Here is an 18,531-nt window from a genome sequence, read left to right as displayed (position 1 = left end):
TCGAAAAAGTTCTGGGCTCGTGTCGATCCGGCGCCGGCCCCGTTCGACCTGTGGATGCCAAGGCCCCGAGGGCCCACGAGAAACAGGGAGACACACCGTGAAGTTCATGCTGATCTGGCGCGCCACCGACGAGGCCTTCGCGAACCTGGGCGAGTTCGACTTCGACAAGATGCTGGAAGTCGTCGGCCGCTACAACGACGAGATGATCCGCGCCGGCATCCTGCTCTCCGCCGAGGGCCTGTCCGACCCGTCCGAGGGCGTCGTCGTCGACTTCTCCACCGAACCGCCGGTCGTCACGGACGGCCCGTACGGCGAGACGAAGGAGCTGTTCAACGGCTACTACATCATCAACGTCGCCTCCAAGGAGGAAGCGGTCGAGTGGGCCAAGCGCGCCCCGATGACCGGTCCCGGCTTCAAGACCGAGATCCGCCGGGTGCCGACGATCGACGAGTTCCCGCAGGACAACGAGTGGATCCAGAAGGAGCGGGCCTGGCGCGAGGCCAACGGCCAGCTCTGACCCCGCGTTGAGACGCCGAAGCCCCGGTGGACGACTCGTCCGCCGGGGCTTCAACGCGTCGCGGTGAGGTGCGATGTCGGGTCGCCATGCACGCCAACGGTGCCCGCATGGGTCGCGCCCGGCCCTTGGCGGTCCGCACCGCCATCTCTGACAACGGCTGAACCCTGGGGAAAACCCAGGGAACCGATCATGCTTTGGACCACGGACACCACCGCGAACTGCGGCAACGGCGCATCGACGGGCGGTTGAACCCCGAACCCGAAGTTCAGGAGTCAGGCGACGCAGCTGAAGGTCGCTCACTCAGCAGGCCCCCGCACGACTCGGCCCCGCCACCCACGCGGGTGCCGGGGCCGAAACAGCCGACAGAGATCAGCCGGTGCGCACGTTCGACGACACGAGCGCCGCGAGCCGGTCACCGATCGCGTAGGTCGCGCCCGGCGACTGGTGGTCGCGCGTCGCCAGGTCGAACGCCACGGAGGCCTCGATCCGGCGCGCTGCCTCGTGCTCGCCCAGGTGGTCGAGCAGCAGCGCCACCGACAGCACGGCGGCGGTCGGGTCCGCGATGCCCTGGCCCGCGATGTCCGGCGCCGAACCGTGCACCGGCTCGAACATCGACGGGTTGCGCCGCGTCACGTCCATGTTTCCCGACGCGGCCAGGCCGATGCCGCCCGTGACGGCGGCGGCGAGGTCGGTCAGGATGTCGCCGAACAGGTTGTCCGTCACGATCACGTCGTAACGGCCCGGGTCGGTGACCATGTGGATCGTGGCCGCGTCGACGTGCTGGTACGCCACGGTCACGTCCGGGTGCTGCAGCGAGACCTCCTCGACGACGCGCGACCACAACGAGCCGGCGTGCGTGAGGACGTTCGTCTTGTGCACCAGCGTCAGGTGGCGACGCTGACGGTTCGCCGCGCGGGCGAAGGCGTCGCGGACGACCCTCTCCACACCGAACGACGTGTTCAGCGAGACCTCGGTCGCGATCTCGTGCGGGGTGTCCTTGCGCAGCAGGCCGCCGTTGCCCGCGTACGGGCCCTCGGTGCCCTCGCGCACCACCACCATGTCGATCTCCGGCGGGTCCGCGAGCGGGCTGCGGACGCCGGGGTAGAGACGAGCCGGGCGGAGGTTCACGTGGTGGTCGAGCTCGAACCGGAGGCGCAGCAGCAGACCGCGCTCCAGGATTCCGCTCGGCACCGACGGGTCGCCCACCGCGCCGAGCAGGATCGCGTCGTGCTGGCGAAGCTCACCCAGCACCGACTCGGGCAACAACTCTCCCGTGGCGTGCCAGCGCGCCGCGCCGAGGTCGTAGCGAGTGATCTCGGCCGCCGGAACGACCTCGCCGAGGACCTTCAGGGCCTCAGCGATGACCTCGGGCCCGATCCCGTCTCCTGGGATCACTGCGAGCCGCATCCACACACCTCCCAGGTGTCCGTCCCCATTTAGTGGGACTACTTTCCTTCGCGAAAGGCTACCGGCATCGCGGCCACTCGCCGCATGCCGGACACCCCATCGGGGTGTTCTCTCCCGTACTGCGGGACACCCACACGGCCCATTGCCCACTTTCGAGTGTCACTCGACCGCAGTACAGCTGTCGCGTCAAGGGGTGACGCCCCCGATTCCAGAGCGCGCTCGCAAAGTAACGCGGGGGCCCCGCGTTACCTCTGGGGTAACGCGGGGCCCCCGCGTGCGGTCGGGAAACGTCGGGTTAGTAGGCGGCGGTTCGGCCGTTCGAGCGGACTGTGACGACGGAGGCGCGGTCACCGCTGGCGTTGTGGTGGTTGAGGACCAGCAGGCCCTCGGACTTGTCGGCCTTCAGGGCCGCGTCGTCCTTGTTCACCACGAGCGCCGTGCCCGGCTTGGCGAGGTACGAGAGCGCCGCGTCGCCGCCACCCTGCGTCCACAGACCCGGCTTGAGCGGGTCGAAGGACAGGTTGCGGTCGATCACGTCGATCAGGCCGTTCGCGTTGCCCGGCGCCACGTAGAAGCCGGTGGTGCCGGCCACGTACGAGATGCGCGAGGTGTCCTTCGACGGGTCGATGCCGAGCGCCGTGAGCAGCACCGGCAGGACCGCGACGTTGGTGTCGGCGGTGTTCGTGTCGACGTCACCGAACAGTCCGTTGACCGCCTGGATGTCGACCGTCGCACCCGTCTTGAGGTCCACGGTCGTGGCCACCAGCAGGTCGGTGTCCGTCAAACGGGCCGCGTGGGTCTCGAAGTCGGCCGTGCCGTCGCCGTTCGTGTCGATGTCGACGAACGGAACGGTGTTGGTGCCGAGGCTGTACCAGTTGCCCCACGTGGCGATGCCGAACGCGAGCAGCGCCTCCTCCGGCTTGCCCTGCGCCTTGGCGAGCGGGGCCGTGGAGGTCGCGCCGACGTAACGCAGGTCACCGCCCTTGGCGGTCTCGTTCAAAGCGCAGTTCTCGGTGACGTTGCGCTTGCAGTCGCGCAACCTCGGCGACTGCGCCTGCAGTTCGAGCACGCTGACGAGCGAGCGGTAGGCCTGCGAGCCCGTGCCCTGGTCGACGCCGCGGCCGGTCAGGTTGAGGATCGCCTGCTTGTCCTTGCCGCGGAACTTGATGCTGTCGGCCGTGTTGATGTCCGCGACCGGCTTCGGCGCCGAGTAGACGGACAGGCGCAGCGGCACCGTGGCACCGGCGGTCGGCGTGAGGGTCACGCGACCGGAGGCGTCCGCGAGGAACTGGCGCGGCGTGTCGAGCTGCGTCGGGACGACGGTCGAGTCCATCGTCTTGCGCAGCGCCTTCGGGTCGTCGATCTTCAGGGTGACCTTGACCCTCGCGATGCCGCGCGGGCTCAGCTTCACCTTGTCCTGCGAGAGCACGTAGCTCACACCGGGGATCGACGTCGCGGCCGTGTAGCCGACGTTGTACTCCACGGACTTCGTGGACTTGTTGACGATCTTGATCGTCTTGGTCTTCGAGACCGGCTTGGAGACCTCGACGGTGCCGAAGTTGGCGCTCACGAAGCCGGGGTCGTCCTCGACGAACGCGAGAACCTGGTTGTCCAGCGCGGACTTGCCGTCCACCCGGCCGGTACCGATCCGGTTGGGCGCGAAGGTCTTGCCGTTCTCCTTCACGTCCGCACCGGACGTGTTCATGATCGCGGCCTTGACCTCTTCCAGCGAATAGTCCGGGTGCGCCTGGCGCACCAGGGCCGCGATGCCGGCGACGTGCGGGGACGCCATCGACGTACCCGAGATCACCAGGCGGTCGTTGCCGGAACCGACGGCGGTCGACGAGATCGTGTCACCGGGAGCCGCGACGTCCGGCTTGATGGACTGACCGCGGGTGCCACGGCTGGTGAACGAGCTCGGCGTGTCCGAAATGGACTGGTCGTAGGTCGGCACCGTGGTGCGCAACGCACCCGCGAGGCGGACGTTCAACGTGCCCGCGTCCAGCAGCGGACGCAGCTGGGCGGTGGCGTCGCCGGTGAACTGGAACACCGGAATGGTCGCGTTGCCCGCGATGCCCGCGTTGAAGTTGTTCAAAGTGGACGAAAGCACCACGCCGAGCGCACCGGCGGCCTGCGCGTTGTTGGTGCGGGCGCCCGAACCGCAACGGCGCGTCGCGTCGTTGTCGTCCCACTCCAGCCACACGTACTTGCCGGCGAGCCCGGTCTGGGTGATCGCCTGGCAGCCGTCGAGGTTGCCCGCCTGGGTCAGCTTCACGACCGGCAGGGTCTTGTCGTAGCCCAGGTAGCCGGTGAAGTTCTGGCTGTACTGGCCCGGCTTCGCCTGGCCGTTGGCCTCGGCGCCGTCGCGCAGCACGAACGAGTCGCGCACGGACGCCACCGTCAGCGCCTCGGGCGTGTTGCCCGGCGAGCCGCCGATGTCGTAGAGGTCGCCGCCGTTGCCAGCGGAGAAGACCGGCATGACGCCCGTCTTGTACAGCTTCTTCACGAAGAGGCTGTCGGGGTCGTCCGGTGCGCCGTAGTCGGAGCCGAGCGACAGGTTGACCACGTCGAGGTGGTCGGTGAAGTCGCCGTCGCCGTCGGGGTCGAGCGCCCAGTCGAGCGCCTGCGAGGTGACGTTGGTCGAGCCCTCGCAGCCGAAGACCTTCAGCGCGTAGATCTGGGCCTTCGGCGCGGTGCCGGGGCCGATCTTCATCGCGTTGAGCTTGTCCGCGTCGAGCTTGGTGTAGTCGCCCTTGAACGTGCTGCCGTCGGCGTTCTCACCGAAACCGGCCGTGGTGCCGGCGACGTGCGAGCCGTGGCCGTTGCAGTCGATCGGGTTCGGGTCCGGCTTCGGCGTGTTGACCGCCGGGTCCTTGCTGGCCCCGTCGTAGTCCTCACCGACGAAGTCGTAACCGCCGACGACCTTCGCGGTCGGGAAGTTCGGGTTCGCCGCGCGCGGGTCGACGGCCTTGAACGCCTCGACCGTGCCGGGACCGCCGAAGTTGGCGTGCGTGTAGTCGACACCGGTGTCGATGATGCCGACCCGGATGTCGTCGCCGAGCTTGCCGTACTGCTGCCAGACGTTGAGCGTCCTGGTCAGCTGCACCGCGTTCGAGTTCTCGCGCTTCTTCGGCACGACCGGGTAGACCGCGGCCACGTCCGGGCGGTTCGCCAGCTCGCGGACCTTCGCGGCCTCCGCCGTCACGACCACGCCGGGAACACCGTTGGACGTGCGGTAGAGCTCCTTGGTGGCGGTGTCCTTCGCCTTGAGCTCACCGACGACCTGGTCGACCGTGGTGGAGGTGTCCTTCTTCGCCTGCTTGGCGGCCTGCTTCGCGGCTTCCTTGCCCTGTGGCTTCTTCTCCTCGAAGGCGTCGACGGCAGGCTTGCGGTCGAGCGCGACGAACGCGGTGACCTTGCCGGACTGGTTCAGCCGGGGAGAAACCTTGAGCTGCAACGCTTTCGCGTCCAGCCCGTGTGCACCCTTGACCGGCTGCGCGAGCGGTTCGCTCTGCGCGTGAGCCGTGGCGGGTGCGATCAGCAGTGTGGTGATGGCAGAGAACACCACCAGACTTGATCGTCTCTTCACAACGTTGCCCCAAACGAGGTGTGTGCCTTCGACCCGAATACAAAAAGTGCCGCGCCCTCTACGGCACAGGGTCAACCTCGTGGGGACGCTAATCGCTGATCGTGTGTCTGCGACTGCCCCGAAAGTATGAATGTTGTCTACAGATAGTTGCTTGTAACCCGTTCGTTGTGAACGACGATGGACACGGGAAGGGGACTTTGCGTCCCCTTCCCGGTTTGTCGTGACTATCCGAAGTCGACACTCCGGACCGTACGCGCCCCAACAGCAGCACCGATCGGGTCGAGCACCGCGGTGTCGACCGGGCGGTCCACCCGCAGCACCATCACGGCGTCCGCACCGGTCTGGCTGATCTGCGCGGCCTCGATGTTCACGCCGGCCTCGCCGAGCAGAGTGCCGACCGTGCCCATGACGCCGGGACGGTCCGGGTACTCCAGCAGCAGCACGGTTCCTTCGGCCCTCAGGTCGAAGTTGCGGCCGTTGATGTTCACCAGCTTCTCGACCTGGGCGATGCCGCTCACCGTGCCGGAGACGGTGTTCGTCGTGCCGTCCGCCTGCACGGCCTTCACCGTGACGAGGCTGCGGTGGTTCGGGCTCTCGGTCTCCTTGACCAGATCCACGTTCACGCCGAGGTCCGCGGCGAGCTGCGGGGCGTTGACGAACGTCACCTGCGACTCGACGACCTTCGAGAAGACTCCGCGCAGGGCCGCGAGCGGGAGCACCTGGACGTCCTCATTGGACAGTTCGCCGCGCACCTCGACCGTGACGCTGGTCGGGGCCTTCGGCGACAGTGCACTGAGGACGGTGCCGAGCTTCTGCACCAGCGGCAGGTACGGGCGGACCTCCTCGCCGACCGCTCCACCCTGGACGTTGACGGCGTCCGGCACGAAGTCACCGGCCAGCGCGAGGACGACGCTCTTCGCGACGTCCGTGCCCGCGCGGTCCTGCGCCTCGGTGGTGGACGCGCCGAGGTGCGGCGTGACGACGATGCCCGGGACGTTGAACAGCGGGCTCTCGGTGGTCGGTTCCGTGGAGAAGACGTCGATGCCGGCGCCGCCGACCTGGCCCTCCTTGACGGCCTCTGCGAGGGCTTCCTCGTCGATGAGGCCACCGCGGGCGGCGTTGACGATGATGACGCCGCGCTTGGCCTTGGCCAGCTGCTCGGCGCCGATCAGGCCCTTGGTCTCCGGGGTCTTCGGCAGGTGGATGCTGATCGCGTCGGCGCGCTCCAGCAACTCCTCCAGCGACACCAGCTCGATGCCGAGCTGGGCGGCGCGCTGAGCGGACACGTACGGGTCGTACGCGATGAGCTCGACGCCGAACGCGGCGATGCGCTGCGCGAACAGCTGACCGATCTTGCCCAGGCCCACGACACCGACGGTCTTGCCGTTGAGCTCGACGCCGTTGAACTTGCTGCGCTTCCACTCGTGGTTCTGCAGCGTCTCGTGGGCGGCCGGGATCTGGCGCGCGACGCTGAGCAGCAGCGCGACGGCGTGCTCGGCGGCGGACACGATGTTGGACGTCGGCGCGTTGACGACCATCACGCCGTTGGCCGTGGCCGCGGGCACCTCGACGTTGTCCAGGCCGACGCCCGCGCGGGCCACGACCTTGAGCTTGCGGGTGGCGGCGAACACCTCGGCGTTGACCTGCGTGGCGGACCGCACGAGCAGGGCGTCGGCGTCCGCGACGGCCTCGATGAGGGCCGCGCGGTCGGTGCCGTCTACGTGGCGCACTTCCACGCCATCGCCGAGAGCGTCCAGCACGGACGGTGCGAGCTTCTCGGCGATGAGGACAACAGGTCGGCTCGTGTTGGTCACGGACATCGCTCCCAGAACGGTTGGATCGTGGGGCGCGGGCGTGGTCGAGGCGGCAGGCCCGCGCCGACCGGAGCACCGCAATGTGTCCGGACTGTTAACGAGCATAGACAGGGGGCCTGCCCCGGCCTTCTGGCGGGTGTCTCAGGTCACTGCCGGCGTCTTGCGTGGTGGGACGGTGTTTGCGCTGGTTGTCATCAGCGGGGTCCGCTACCCGAGAGCGTCGAGCCGCTCCTGGACGCGCTGCGCTTCCTCGGCCCGCCCCTGCTGCTGGTAGATCTCCAGCGCCTCCTGCCACACCGCGCGCGCCTCGTCGTGCTGTCCGAGCGCCGCGTGCGGCGCACCGAGTGAGGCCAGGACTTCGGCGATGCCGTAGGCGTACGCGAGTTCGCGTTGCAGTGCGAGCGACTCGCGGTAGTGGGCCACGGCCACCTCGTGGTCGCCGGCGAGGTGGGCGATGTAGCCGAGGCTGTCGAGCACGCCCGCCTCGCCAGAGGGGTCGTGGTGGGCGCGGTGCAGGGCGAGAGCGGCCAGGCAGTGCTCGCGGGCCAGGTCGTGCTCACCCAGGCGGGCGGCGGACCAGCCGACGCCGTTGAGCGCGCGAGCCTCCCACACCGGGTTGCCGAGGGCGCGGCAGAGCTCCAGGGCTCGAACGGAGTGCTCCAGAGACCGCCGGTCGTCGCCCTGTTGTTCGTAGGCCCTGCTCAGGACCGTGTGGGTGTGAGCCTGGGCGGTCTCGTCACCCTGCTGCTCGGCGAGGGTCAGGGCCTGGCGCAGGTGGTCCATCGCCTCGGGGTGGCGGCTCAGCTCGGTGTGGGCGATGCCCAGCTGGCGGTGGGCCAGCACGCGCACGTCGGGGTCGGTCGCGGACAGCGCGGCCTGCCAGGTGGCGATCTGGTCGTGGTGGTGGCCCCGGAGCTGGTGGAACGTCGAGAGCGACCACGCCAGCTGCCACACCGCCTTGAGCCACCCGAGCGTCGACGCGGTGTGCTGGGCGGCCAGCACGCAGAGGTGTTCGGTGCGGAACCACCGCATGGCCGCCGCCGCATCGGGCAGGGCGAGCGCGCAGTCCGGTGGGTCGAGCTCGATGTCCACGCGGTGCAGGTGCACGAGGCGATCGGCGGCGTGGGCCGTGTGCAGGTAGAAGTCGACCACCCGTCGCAAGGCCGCCTCGCGCACGTCCGCCGCGAGCTCCCGCGACGCGGCGTAGCGGCGGATCAGGTCGTGCATGTGGTAGCGGCCGGAGGCGTCCTGGCTGATCAGCGACGCCTGCTCCAGCCCGCGCAGCACGGTCCTGGTCCTGGCGTGGGACAGACCCGTGAGGCACGCGGCGGCGGGCAGGCCGATGTCAGGCCCCGGCGCGATGGCCAGCAGCCCGAACACCAGCGCCTGCTCCGAGTTCAAAGCGTGGTGGGACAACGACAGCACGGCCGGAAGACTCGCCACGGGATCGCCCTCGTCCAGCACGTCGAGCATGCTTTCGCGCAGTTCCAGCGCGACGCTGGGCAGGGACGAGCCCGAATAGGTGTGGACTCGGCCCGCGATGATGCTCAACGCCAGCGGGAACCCGCCGCACAGCCGTACCAGCTCGTCGGCGGCATCGCGTGCGGACGAGACCTGCGCGGCCCCGAGCCTCGCGGCGAGCAGGTCGTGGGCCGCTGCGTCGTCGAGCACGTCCAGCGCCAGGTGCCGGGCGCCGTGCCCGGTGACCAGGCCGGGCAGCCGGTTGCGGCTCGTCACCAGCACGGTGCACGACCCGCTGCCCGGCAGCAGCGGGGTGACCTGGGCGGTGTCGGCGGCGTTGTCGAGCACCAGCAACATCCGCTTGCCCGCGACGAGACTGCGGAACAACGCGGTCTGCGCGTGCGGCTCGACCGGCATGCGGCCGGACTCGACCCCCAACGCGTCGAGAAAGCCGCGCACGGCCGCCGTCGGGTCGAGCAGCTCGCCGCCGGGGCTGAAGCCGCGCAGGTCGACGTACAGCTGCCCGTCCGGGAAGCGGTGGAGGTTCTGGTGCGCCCAGTGCAGTGCGAGCCAGGTCTTGCCCACGCCGCCGGAACCGGCGATGGCCAGCACGGCCGCCGACGCGTCCAGCAGCTCCAGCTCGTTCCGGCGGCCGACGAACGGGGTGGGCGCCATCGGCAGCTGGCGAGGTACCACCGTCCGGGTCCGCACCGCGGTGGTGAGCGCGGAGTCCGCCGTCAGCAGCTGCTGGTGCAGTTCCCGCAGTGCGGCGCCGGGTTCGGTGCCCAGTTCCTCGACCAGGCGCGCGCGGACCTGCCGGTACTGCTCCAGCGCGTCGATCGTGCGGCCGGCCTGGTGCAGGGCGAGCATGTACTGGGCGGCCACCCGCTCGTCCAGCGGCTGCTGAGCGCTGCGGCCGGACAGCTCGTTCACCAGCTGACCGCCTTTCCCGAGCCGCAGCAGGGCATCCGCGAGGTCGTGCTCGGCATCCAGCCGCTCCAGCGCCAGCCGGTCGCGTTCGGCTTCGGCCCACTCGCCGTCCACCCCGGTGAGCGGCTGCCCCCGCCACAGCGCCAGCGCCTCGGTCCACGCGCTCACCGCGTCGACGTCGTCGCCTCGGGTCTGGGAGCGGAGGTCGCGGAACCGGTGCAGGTCCGTCACGGGCTCGGCCGTGTCGGTGATCAGGGCGTAGCCACCGGAACGGCGCACGATGCTCACGCCCGACGCGTCCGCCAGCGATCGCCGCAACCGCGAGATGTAGCTGTGCAGCGTCGACCGGGACCGCGCCGCCCCCTCGGTGCCCGAGATCCGCTCGACCAGGCGCTCCACCGGCACCACCCGGCCCTCGTCGACGGCCAGCGCGGCGAGCACGCAGCGCTGCTTGGGCGTGCCCAGGTCAACGAGCCGTCCGTCGACCTCCGTGCCGACCTCGCCCAGCAGCCGCACCAGCACTGCCACGCGCCGCCCCCTCGTCCGGAACCCCCGGCCGCCAGACACAGCGGCTCGAAAGGCACCGTACAGAAAGCCCGTGAGCGGTACATGCGATCCGACCTGAAGGTGGTGGGCGGGTGCGGTGCGGCGCCACGCCCACCACCGTCGGTCCCTAGGCGCGCTGCCAGTGCTGGGCGGCGCCGCCGTTGCAGGGCGACATCCCGACCCCGGCCGCGGCGGTCCTGCCGAGGCACTGGCCGGTGTCGGCCGCCTTGATCAGCAGGTTGTCCGGAGTTCCGGTCACCTTCCAGCGCTGGGACGCCGCGCTGCCGCAGGCGGCCAGTCCGACCTCGGTGCGCAGGTGGTGGGCGCAGGTGCCCGTGCCGACGTGCCGCAGCGTGGTCTGGCTGCTCGGCGTGGACCAGCGCCACAGCTGCCGCTCGCCCGGCCCGCAGGTCGCGAGGCGAACGTCCGCGGGGGTGCCGTCGAGGCACACCGTCGTGCCCGCCAGCTTGAACCGGTTGGTCAGCACGGCCGCGGAAGCCGAAGGCGCGCCGACGAGAGTGAACGCGGTGACGGCGACCGCTGCCGCCACGACGATCCTGCCGGCGATCATCCGCAGGCCACCGTGATGCTGCTGGAGGTCTTGACCCACTCGTGGGTGCCGATGCCGCTCGTGATGAGCGCCCGGTACTTCTTCGTCTTCGAGCCGTTGCAGGTGTAGGTGGTGATGGCGTACGTGTTGGTCTTGAACACGCCCGTCCTGACCACGTGGTCCTTCCAGCTCAGGGTCGTCTTCTCCTGGACCATGATCGTGAAGCTGGTGGTCGCCTGGTCGCAGTTGAAGAACCCGCCGACCGCGTCGACGAAGTTGCCGCGCTTCTGCACGCTGATGTTCACGTTCTTGTCCGGGTCACACCTGGCCTGCGTGCCCATCTCCGACGCCGACGCCGTCCCCGGCAGCAGTGCCGCGGCCGTGGCCAGCACGGCGACCGTCCCCAGAATCCTCTTCAAGGTCTTCTCCCTCTTCCGGTGCAAGGTGCGAGGCCACCTTGTGGGAGAGGGCATGCGGGTTTCTTGCGAGATTTCTGCATTGCGCAGGTCAGGCGATGTGCACGTCCGAAAACCGGCTGACCGCTGTCGGGGTGCCTTGCTAGCTTCCGGACATGACGTGCCTGACAGAACTCAGGTGGCAGTTCTCCGCGGTGCGGGAGCTGCCCGCCGAGAAGCTCGTGTCGGCCACCGCGCTGATCGAGGCCACCGGGGCAAGGCGGCGTGCGGACCGCCTGCGGGAAGCGGATCAGCGCTTCGGACGCGGGCCGCGCTCCCGTGACAAGTTCGCCGGCCTGGGGATGCTCACCAGGGCTCGTCGAACTCCCCGTCTTTGGCGCCCGCTACGAAAGCGTCCCACTCGGCCATCGTGAACACGAGGACCGGTTCCAGCTGCTTGGAGTTGCGCATGGCGACGTAGGTGGCGCCGTCGGTGTGCGGGACGAAGGCGATCTCGACGTGACCGTCTTCCGGTTCCGGCTCCGGCGGGCGCTTCCACTCCGCGTCGCGCAGGTCCAGGTTGCCGCGCACGTGGGCCTTGTCGTCGTAGATCGGCGCACTTTCCGTCATGGGAAGGAAGTTAGCGGATGATCCACAACTGAAAGCGGAAAGGCCCGCGGCGCGTCACACACGCGCCACGGGCCTCCCCTTGAGGAAAGACTCAGCTGAAAAGACTCAGGCGGTCTCGGTGATCGGCCGGTCGACCCACGACATCATGTCGCGGAGCTTCTTGCCGGTCGCCTCGATCGGGTGGTTCTCACCCTCCTGCTGCAGCTTGCGGTAGTTGGCGCGGCCGTTGTCGTCCTCGGCCACCCACTCGTTCGCGAAGGTGCCGTCCTGGATCTCGCCCAGGATCTTCTTCATCTCCTCCTTGACCGCGGGGGTGATGACGCGCGGGCCGCGGGTCAGGTCACCGAACTCGGCCGTGTCGGAGATCGAGTAGCGCATGCGGGCGATGCCGCCCTCGTACATGAGGTCGACGATCAGCTTGAGCTCGTGCAGGCACTCGAAGTACGCGACCTCGGGGGCGTAGCCCGCCTCGGTCAGCACCTCGAAACCGGCCTGCACCAACGCCGACGCGCCACCGCACAGGACGGCCTGCTCGCCGAAGAGGTCCGTCTCGGTCTCTTCCTTGAACGTCGTCTTGATGACTCCGGCGCGCGTGCCGCCGATGCCCTTGGCGTACGACAGGGCGAGCGCCTGCGCGTTGCCGGAGGCGTCCTGCTCGACCGCGATGAGCGCGGGCACACCCTTGCCGTCCACGAACTGGCGGCGGACGAGGTGGCCGGGGCCCTTCGGCGCGACCATCGCGACGTCCACACCGGACGGAGCGGTGATCAGGCCGTAGCGGATGTTGAAGCCGTGGCCGAAGAAGATCGCGTCACCCTCGTTGAGGTTCGCGGCGATCTCGTTGGCGTAGATGTGGCGCTGCGCGGTGTCCGGCGCCAGGATCATGATCACGTCGGCCCACGCGGAGACCTCGGCCGGGGTACCGACCTCCAGGCCCTCTTCCTCGGCCTTGGCGCGGGACTTGGAGCCTTCCTGCAGGCCGATGCGGACCTCGACGCCCGAGTCGCGCAGGGACAGCGCGTGGGCGTGGCCCTGGCTGCCGTAGCCGATCACGGCCACCTTGCGGCCCTGGATGATGCTCAGGTCGGCATCGTCGTCGTAGAAGATCTCAACGCTCACTGTATTTCCTTCTGTCTGGTTTCTAGCGAACCGCGGTGGCAGTGATGGAACGAGCGCCACGGCCGATGGCGACCATGCCGGACTGGACGATCTCGCGAAGCCCGTAGGGCTCCAGCATGCGCAGCAAGGCGTCGAGCTTCTCAGAAGTGCCCGTGGCCTCGATCGTGACCGCCTCTGGCGAGACGTCGACGACCTTCGCGCGGAAGAGCTGAACGGTTTCGAGGACCTGCGACCGCACCGTCGCATCCGCTCGAACCTTAATCAACACCAGCTGCCGCTGAACGGAAGCGGCCGGCTCCAGCTCGACGATCTTGATGACGTTGATGAGCTTGTTGAGCTGCTTGGTCACCTGCTCCAGCGGCAGCTCGTCGACCGACACCACGATCGTCATGCGGGAGATGTCGGGGTATTCCGTGCGGCCGACCGCGAGCGACTCGATGTTGAAGCCGCGGCGGGAGAACAGGCCGGCGACGCGTGCGAGCACACCGGGCTTGTCCTCGACCAAAACGCTCAGCGTGTGCCTGGTCATCACAGATCCTCGTCGAACAGGGGGCGGATGCCGCGGGCGGCCATGATCTCGGAGTTGCCGGTGCCCGCCGCGACCATCGGCCACACCTGGGCGTCCTTGCCGACGACGAAGTCGACCACGACCGGGCGGTCGTTGATCTCCAGCGCCTTCGCGATCACGTCGTCGACCTCCTCACGCGACTCCGCGCGCAGACCCGCGCAGCCGAGGGCTTCCGCCAGGAGCTTGAAGTCTGGGATGCGATGCTTGTGCGTCCCCAGATCCGTGTTGGAGTACCGCTCGCCGTAGAACAGCGTCTGCCACTGGCGGACCATGCCCAGGTTGCCGTTGTTGATCACGGCGATCTTCACCGGCAGGCCTTCGATGGCGCAGGTGGCGAGCTCCTGGTTGGTCATCTGGAAGCAGCCGTCGCCGTCGATGGCCCACACCGTGCGGCCCGGCTCACCTGCCTTGATGCCCATCGCGGCGGGAACGGCGAAGCCCATCGTGCCGAGGCCGCCGGAGTTGATCCACGTGCGCGGGTGCTCGTACTTCACGAACTGCGCGGCCCACATCTGGTGCTGGCCGACGCCCGCGGTGTAGATCGTGTCTGCCGGCGACATCGCGCCGATCCGCTCGATGACGTACTGCGGCGAGAGCGTGCCGTCCTCCGGCCAGTCGTAGCCCAGCGGGAACGTCTCGCGCAACGACTTCAGCGTGTCCCACCACGGCGTGAGGTCGACGGCCTTGGCCGTCTCGCGCTCGGTGCGGACCGCGTCGATCAGCTCGGTGATGATCTCCTTGCAGTCGCCCACGATCGGGACGTCCGCGCGGCGGTTCTTGGAGATCTCCGCCGGGTCGATGTCCGCGTGGATGATCTGCGCGTCGGGGGCGAACGAGTTCAGCTGGCCCGTGACGCGGTCGTCGAACCGGGCGCCCAGCGCGATCAGCAGGTCCGACTTCTGCATCGCCGCGACGGCCGCGACGGTGCCGTGCATGCCGGGCATGCCCAGGTGCTGGTCGTGCGAGTCCGGGAACGCCCCGCGCGCCATCAGCGTCGTGACGACCGGGATGCCGGTGTCCTCCGCCAGGCGCAGCAGCTCGGCGTGGGCGTCCGCCTTGATCACGCCGCCGCCCACGTAGAGAACGGGCTTGCGCGCGGCCACGATCAGCTTGGCGGCTTCGCGGACCTGCTTGCCGTGCGGCCGGGTCGTCGGCCGGTAACCGGGCAGGCGCAGCTCGGGCGGCCACGAGAAGCTGGTCTGCTCCTGCAGCACGTCCTTGGGGATGTCGACGAGAACCGGGCCGGGTCGGCCGGTCGACGCGATGTGGAACGCCTCCGCGATCGCCCGCGGGATGTCCGCCGGGTCGGTCACGAGGACGTTGTGCTTGGTGATCGGCATCGTGATGCCGCAGATGTCCGCCTCCTGGAAGGCGTCCGTGCCGATCAGCGGCCGCGACTGCTGGCCGGTGATCGCGACGATCGGCACGGAGTCCATGTTCGCGTCCGCGATCGGGGTGACGAGGTTGGTCGCACCCGGTCCCGAGGTCGCCATGCAGACCCCGACCTTGCCGGTGGCCTGCGCGTATCCGGTCGCCGCGTGTCCCGCGCCCTGCTCGTGGCGGACGAGGATGTGCCGGACCTTCGTGGAGTCCAGCAGCGGGTCGTACGCGGGAAGGATCGTCCCGCCGGGAATGCCGAACACCACTTCGCACCCGACCGCCTCAAGCGAGCGGACGAGGGACTGCGCCCCGGTCACTCGAATCGGCGCGCCAGTGGGCGGAGCCGGTTTGGGCCGCGGACCTGGACGTGGCGACGAGGGCTCGGAAGCCTGTCGCGATGGTGCGCTGGTCATTGGTTTGCCTCGTGGGTATCGGGGTCCGGACACGAAAAAACCCTCGACAACCCGAAGATGGGTCGTGCGAGGGTCGCGCGTCGACGCAGGCTGTTCGGCTCAGGCGTCGACGCGCCTGAGAAGTACGAGAACGAGCGTGCGCTGCATGGAGCGGACGTTATCGCCTCTGGCAAGAGGGCGTCAACTCTGCGAGATGGAATTCCCGGATCGTGGACGTGGAACAATCCTTCGAGTGAAGAAGCTGGTCTTTCGCATCCCGGCAACGGCGCTGCTCGCAGCGGGTCTGATCGCCATCTGCGTGACTCCTGTGGCGTGGGCCATCCCCGGGCTGCAGGCGCTGTACGTGCTCCCGCTCGGCTATGCGTGGTGGGTCGTCCGCAACCGCACCACCGTTACCGAGGAGGAGCTCGTCGCGCGCGGTGTCTTCAGCTCCACGACGGTGCGCTGGGACGACGTGAAGTCGATCCGGCTGGTCCAGAAGGGCTGGCTGAAGGCGGTGAAGTCGGACGACACCGAGGTGACGCTGCCCGCGGTGCGGTTCATGCACCTGCCCGCGCTGTCGGTGGTCAGCGGTGGGCGCGTGCCGGACCCGACGATCACTCAGGAGCCTGAAGCCGAGGAAGACGCCGCCGAGCCTGACGAGACCGAAACACCTTCGGCCGTACAGTCGGAGAAGTGATCCAACGAGTTCCGCTGCTGAGCCTGCTGCTGTCCATCGCAGGCCTGCTGACCTCGGCTTATCTGACGTACACGCACTTCAACGCGTCCGCGCTGCTGTGTTCGGCCGACGCCGTCATCGACTGCGAGACCGTGACCACGAGCGAGCAGTCGTCGCTGCTCGGCATCCCGGTCGCGTTCCTCGGGCTGGCGTTCTTCGCGTTCCTCACCGTGATCTGCCTCCCGTTCGCGTGGCGGATCGAGGCGTTGAAGTGGGTGCGGCTGGGCGCGGTCGGCGTTGGCGTGCTGATGGTGGTCTACCTGGTCGCGGCCGAGTTCCTCATCATCGGCAAGGTCTGCCTGTGGTGCACCGTTGTGCACGTGATCACGCTCTCGCTGGCCTGTCTGCTGGTCTCGGCCAGTCTGCGTACAAGTAATGTTTGAGGCACCGCTCCCAGACTGATGGACGCCTCACCCGGCCGTCCCGCGCGTTTTTTCTTGCAGAACTGAATCTGGAGGAGCAGTGCCTCAGCTCCGCTCTCGCACCACCACGCACGGCCGCAACGCAGCCGGAGCCCGCGCGCTCTGGCGCGCGACCGGCATGACGGACAGCGACTTCGGCAAGCCCATCATCGCGATCGCCAACTCCTACACGCAGTTCGTGCCGGGCCACGTGCACCTGCGCGACCTCGGCGACATCGTGGCCGAAGCCGTGCGCGAGGCCGGCGGCGTGGCACGCGAGTTCCACACCATCGCGGTCGACGACGGCATCGCCATGGGCCACAGCGGGATGCTCTACTCGCTGCCCAGTCGCGAGATCATCGCCGACTCCGTCGAGTACATGGTCAACGCGCACCAGGCCGACGCGATCGTCTGCATCTCGAACTGCGACAAGATCACCCCCGGCATGCTGAACGCCGCGATGCGGCTCAACATCCCGGTCGTGTTCGTGTCCGGCGGGCCGATGGAGGCCGGCAAGGCCGTCGTCGTCGAGGGCGTCGCCGTCGCGCCGACCGACCTGATCACCGCGATCTCCGCGTCCGCTTCCCCCGCCGTGAGCGAGGACGGGCTCTCCGAGGTCGAGCGCTCCGCGTGCCCGACGTGCGGTTCCTGCTCCGGCATGTTCACCGCGAACTCGATGAACTGCCTGACGGAAGCGCTTGGCTTGTCGTTGCCGGGCAACGGATCGACGCTGGCCACCCACGCCGCGCGCCGCGAGCTGTTCTCCGAGGCAGGTCGAGTGGTCGTCGAGCTCTGCCGTCGCTGGTACGGCGAGGACGACGAGTCGGCGCTGCCGCGGTCGATCGCGAACCGCAAGGCGTTCGAGAACGCGATGGCGCTCGACATGGCCATGGGCGGCTCGACGAACACCGTGCTGCACATCCTCGCCGCCGCGCAGGAGGGCGAGATCGACTTCACGCTGCAGGACATCGACGACTTGTCCCGCCGGGTGCCGTGCCTGTCCAAGGTGTCGCCGAACTCCGACTACCACATGGAGGACGTCCACCGGGCAGGCGGAATCCCGGCGCTGCTGGGCGAGCTCTACCGCGCCGGGCTGCTGAACGACGACGTGACGTCGGTGCACACGCCGACCCTCGCGGAGTGGCTCGGCAAGTGGGACATCCGCTCCGCCTCGCCTTCTCCCGAAGCGATCGAGCTGTTCCACGCCGCCCCCGGTGGCGTGCGCACGACCGAGGCGTTCTCGACGTCGAACCGCTGGTCCTCTTTGGACACCGACGCGGCCGGTGGCTGCATCCGCGACGACGAGCACGCCTACACGCGCGACGGCGGCCTGGCCGTGCTGCGCGGCAACCTCGCCGAGCGCGGCGCGATCATCAAGGCCGCGGGCATCGACGAGGAGCTGTGGCACTTCGAGGGCCCGGCGCGCGTCGTCGAGTCCCAGGAGCAGGCCGTCTCGGCAATCCTGAACAAGGAGATCCAGGCGGGCGAGGTGCTCGTGGTCCGCTACGAGGGCCCGTCCGGAGGCCCCGGCATGCAGGAGATGCTGCACCCCACGGCGTTCCTCAAGGGTTCGGGCCTCGGCAAGAAGTGCGCGCTGATCACGGACGGCCGGTTCTCCGGCGGTTCGTCCGGCCTGTCGATCGGCCACATCTCGCCGGAGGCCGCCGGTGGCGGCACGATCGGGCTGGTCGAGAACGGTGACCGGATCCTGATCGACGTGCACGAGCGGCGGCTGGAGCTGCTGGTGGACGACGAGGTGCTGGCCGAGCGGCGCGCCAAGATGGAAGCCTCCGAACGGCCGTGGCAGCCGGTGGACCGGATCCGTCCGGTCACGGGCGCGCTGCGGGCGTACGCGCGGATGGCGACCGACGCGTCGACCGGTGCGGTGCGCGACCCGAACCGTTAAAGCGCCAGCGCGAACGCCAGACAAGCCAGGAAAACGAGCCAGCCCGTCAGCGGTCCGCTGACGGGCTGGTCCGTTTTCCTGACCAAAACGACGCTGAAGAAGAGGCCCGCGAGCAGGCCGACCGGCGGTAGCAGGGACTACGCGGTGAGCCCGAACGGGACCGCCACCAGCTAGACGACCTGAATCC

At 69.0% G+C, this 18,531-nt stretch carries 14 protein-coding genes; 4 read left to right on the top strand and 10 right to left on the bottom strand.

Going from position 1 to position 18,531, the window contains the following annotated elements:
• The first annotated feature begins 97 nt into the window (after positions 1-97).
• A complete protein-coding gene (locus ABZX92_RS30230) occupies positions 98-517 on the top strand; it encodes a YciI family protein (protein WP_355566649.1) in 420 nt (139 codons plus the stop codon).
• A 369-nt stretch (positions 518-886) separates the two neighbouring features.
• Here the strand turns inward: ABZX92_RS30230 and ABZX92_RS30225 are convergent, their stop codons facing one another.
• The 10 genes from ABZX92_RS30225 to ABZX92_RS30180 form a co-directional block, all read right to left on the bottom strand.
• The gene (locus tag ABZX92_RS30225; RefSeq protein WP_045310656.1) at positions 887-1,924 is read right to left on the bottom strand and encodes a 3-isopropylmalate dehydrogenase; all 1,038 of its coding nucleotides are present in this window, start codon (positions 1,922-1,924) and stop codon (positions 887-889) included.
• A gap of 295 nt (positions 1,925-2,219) precedes the next feature.
• Complete coding sequence (locus ABZX92_RS30220; RefSeq protein ID WP_355566646.1) at positions 2,220-5,492, bottom strand: S8 family serine peptidase; 3,273 nt, start codon at positions 5,490-5,492, stop codon at positions 2,220-2,222.
• Between the two features lie 245 nt (positions 5,493-5,737).
• Positions 5,738-7,327: a phosphoglycerate dehydrogenase gene (gene serA / locus ABZX92_RS30215; protein WP_355566643.1), complete on the bottom strand. Its 1,590-nt coding sequence runs from the start codon at positions 7,325-7,327 to the stop codon at positions 5,738-5,740.
• Between the two features lie 207 nt (positions 7,328-7,534).
• A complete protein-coding gene (locus tag ABZX92_RS30210; RefSeq protein ID WP_355566640.1) occupies positions 7,535-10,246 on the bottom strand; it encodes a BTAD domain-containing putative transcriptional regulator in 2,712 nt (903 codons plus the stop codon).
• Positions 10,247-10,391: 145 nt separating this feature from the next.
• Positions 10,392-10,835: an RICIN domain-containing protein gene (locus ABZX92_RS30205; protein ID WP_355566637.1), complete on the bottom strand. Its 444-nt coding sequence runs from the start codon at positions 10,833-10,835 to the stop codon at positions 10,392-10,394.
• Entirely contained in the window at positions 10,832-11,233 is a 402-nt protein-coding gene (locus ABZX92_RS30200) for a hypothetical protein (RefSeq protein WP_355566634.1), read from the bottom strand. The genes ABZX92_RS30205 and ABZX92_RS30200 overlap by 4 nt, the downstream gene beginning before the upstream one ends.
• A 342-nt stretch (positions 11,234-11,575) precedes the next feature.
• Positions 11,576-11,839: a DUF397 domain-containing protein gene (locus ABZX92_RS30195; RefSeq protein ID WP_204763750.1), complete on the bottom strand. Its 264-nt coding sequence runs from the start codon at positions 11,837-11,839 to the stop codon at positions 11,576-11,578.
• Positions 11,840-11,944: 105 nt separating this feature from the next.
• Positions 11,945-12,958 (bottom strand): ketol-acid reductoisomerase, encoded by a 1,014-nt coding sequence (ilvC, locus tag ABZX92_RS30190; protein WP_089954468.1) that lies wholly within the window; start codon positions 12,956-12,958, stop codon positions 11,945-11,947.
• A 22-nt stretch (positions 12,959-12,980) separates the two neighbouring features.
• Complete coding sequence (gene ilvN / locus ABZX92_RS30185) at positions 12,981-13,487, bottom strand: acetolactate synthase small subunit (protein ID WP_045310681.1); 507 nt, start codon at positions 13,485-13,487, stop codon at positions 12,981-12,983.
• Positions 13,487-15,319 (bottom strand): acetolactate synthase large subunit, encoded by a 1,833-nt coding sequence (locus tag ABZX92_RS30180; RefSeq protein WP_355566629.1) that lies wholly within the window; start codon positions 15,317-15,319, stop codon positions 13,487-13,489. Before ABZX92_RS30180 ends, ilvN begins: the two co-directional genes overlap by 1 nt.
• A 232-nt stretch (positions 15,320-15,551) precedes the next feature.
• On the opposite strand from ABZX92_RS30180, the gene ABZX92_RS30175 reads away from it, so the two are divergent.
• The 3 genes from ABZX92_RS30175 (at position 15,552) to ilvD (ending at position 18,344) form a co-directional block, all read left to right on the top strand.
• Positions 15,552-15,998, top strand: coding sequence for a PH domain-containing protein (locus ABZX92_RS30175; protein ID WP_355566627.1), 447 nt, complete (start codon positions 15,552-15,554; stop codon positions 15,996-15,998).
• Positions 15,995-16,420 carry a vitamin K epoxide reductase family protein gene (locus ABZX92_RS30170; RefSeq protein WP_355566625.1) on the top strand — a complete coding sequence of 142 codons (426 nt, stop codon included), beginning with the start codon at positions 15,995-15,997 and terminating at the stop codon, positions 16,418-16,420. The genes ABZX92_RS30175 and ABZX92_RS30170 overlap by 4 nt, the downstream gene beginning before the upstream one ends.
• 79 nt (positions 16,421-16,499) lie before the next feature.
• Entirely contained in the window at positions 16,500-18,344 is a 1,845-nt protein-coding gene (ilvD, locus tag ABZX92_RS30165) for a dihydroxy-acid dehydratase (protein ID WP_355566622.1), read from the top strand.
• Positions 18,345-18,531 lie beyond the last annotated feature (187 nt).

The sequence above is a fragment of the Lentzea sp. NPDC006480 genome, assembly GCF_040611995.1.
In the GTDB taxonomy this organism is placed as follows: Bacteria; Actinomycetota; Actinomycetes; order Mycobacteriales; family Pseudonocardiaceae; genus Lentzea.
The sequence above is the reverse complement of the archived record's forward strand: the minus strand, read 5'-3'. Positions and strand labels throughout refer to the sequence as shown.

Coding starts and splice junctions, on each gene's coding strand:
- ABZX92_RS30225 (WP_045310656.1), bottom strand. CDS start 1,924: ATGCGGCTCGCAGTGATCCCAGGAGACGGGATCGGGCCCGAGGTCATC.
- ABZX92_RS30195 (WP_204763750.1), bottom strand. CDS start 11,839: ATGACGGAAAGTGCGCCGATCTACGACGACAAGGCCCACGTGCGCGGC.
- ilvN (WP_045310681.1), bottom strand. CDS start 13,487: ATGACCAGGCACACGCTGAGCGTTTTGGTCGAGGACAAGCCCGGTGTG.
- ABZX92_RS30205 (WP_355566637.1), bottom strand. CDS start 10,835: ATGATCGCCGGCAGGATCGTCGTGGCGGCAGCGGTCGCCGTCACCGCG.
- ABZX92_RS30180 (WP_355566629.1), bottom strand. CDS start 15,319: ATGACCAGCGCACCATCGCGACAGGCTTCCGAGCCCTCGTCGCCACGT.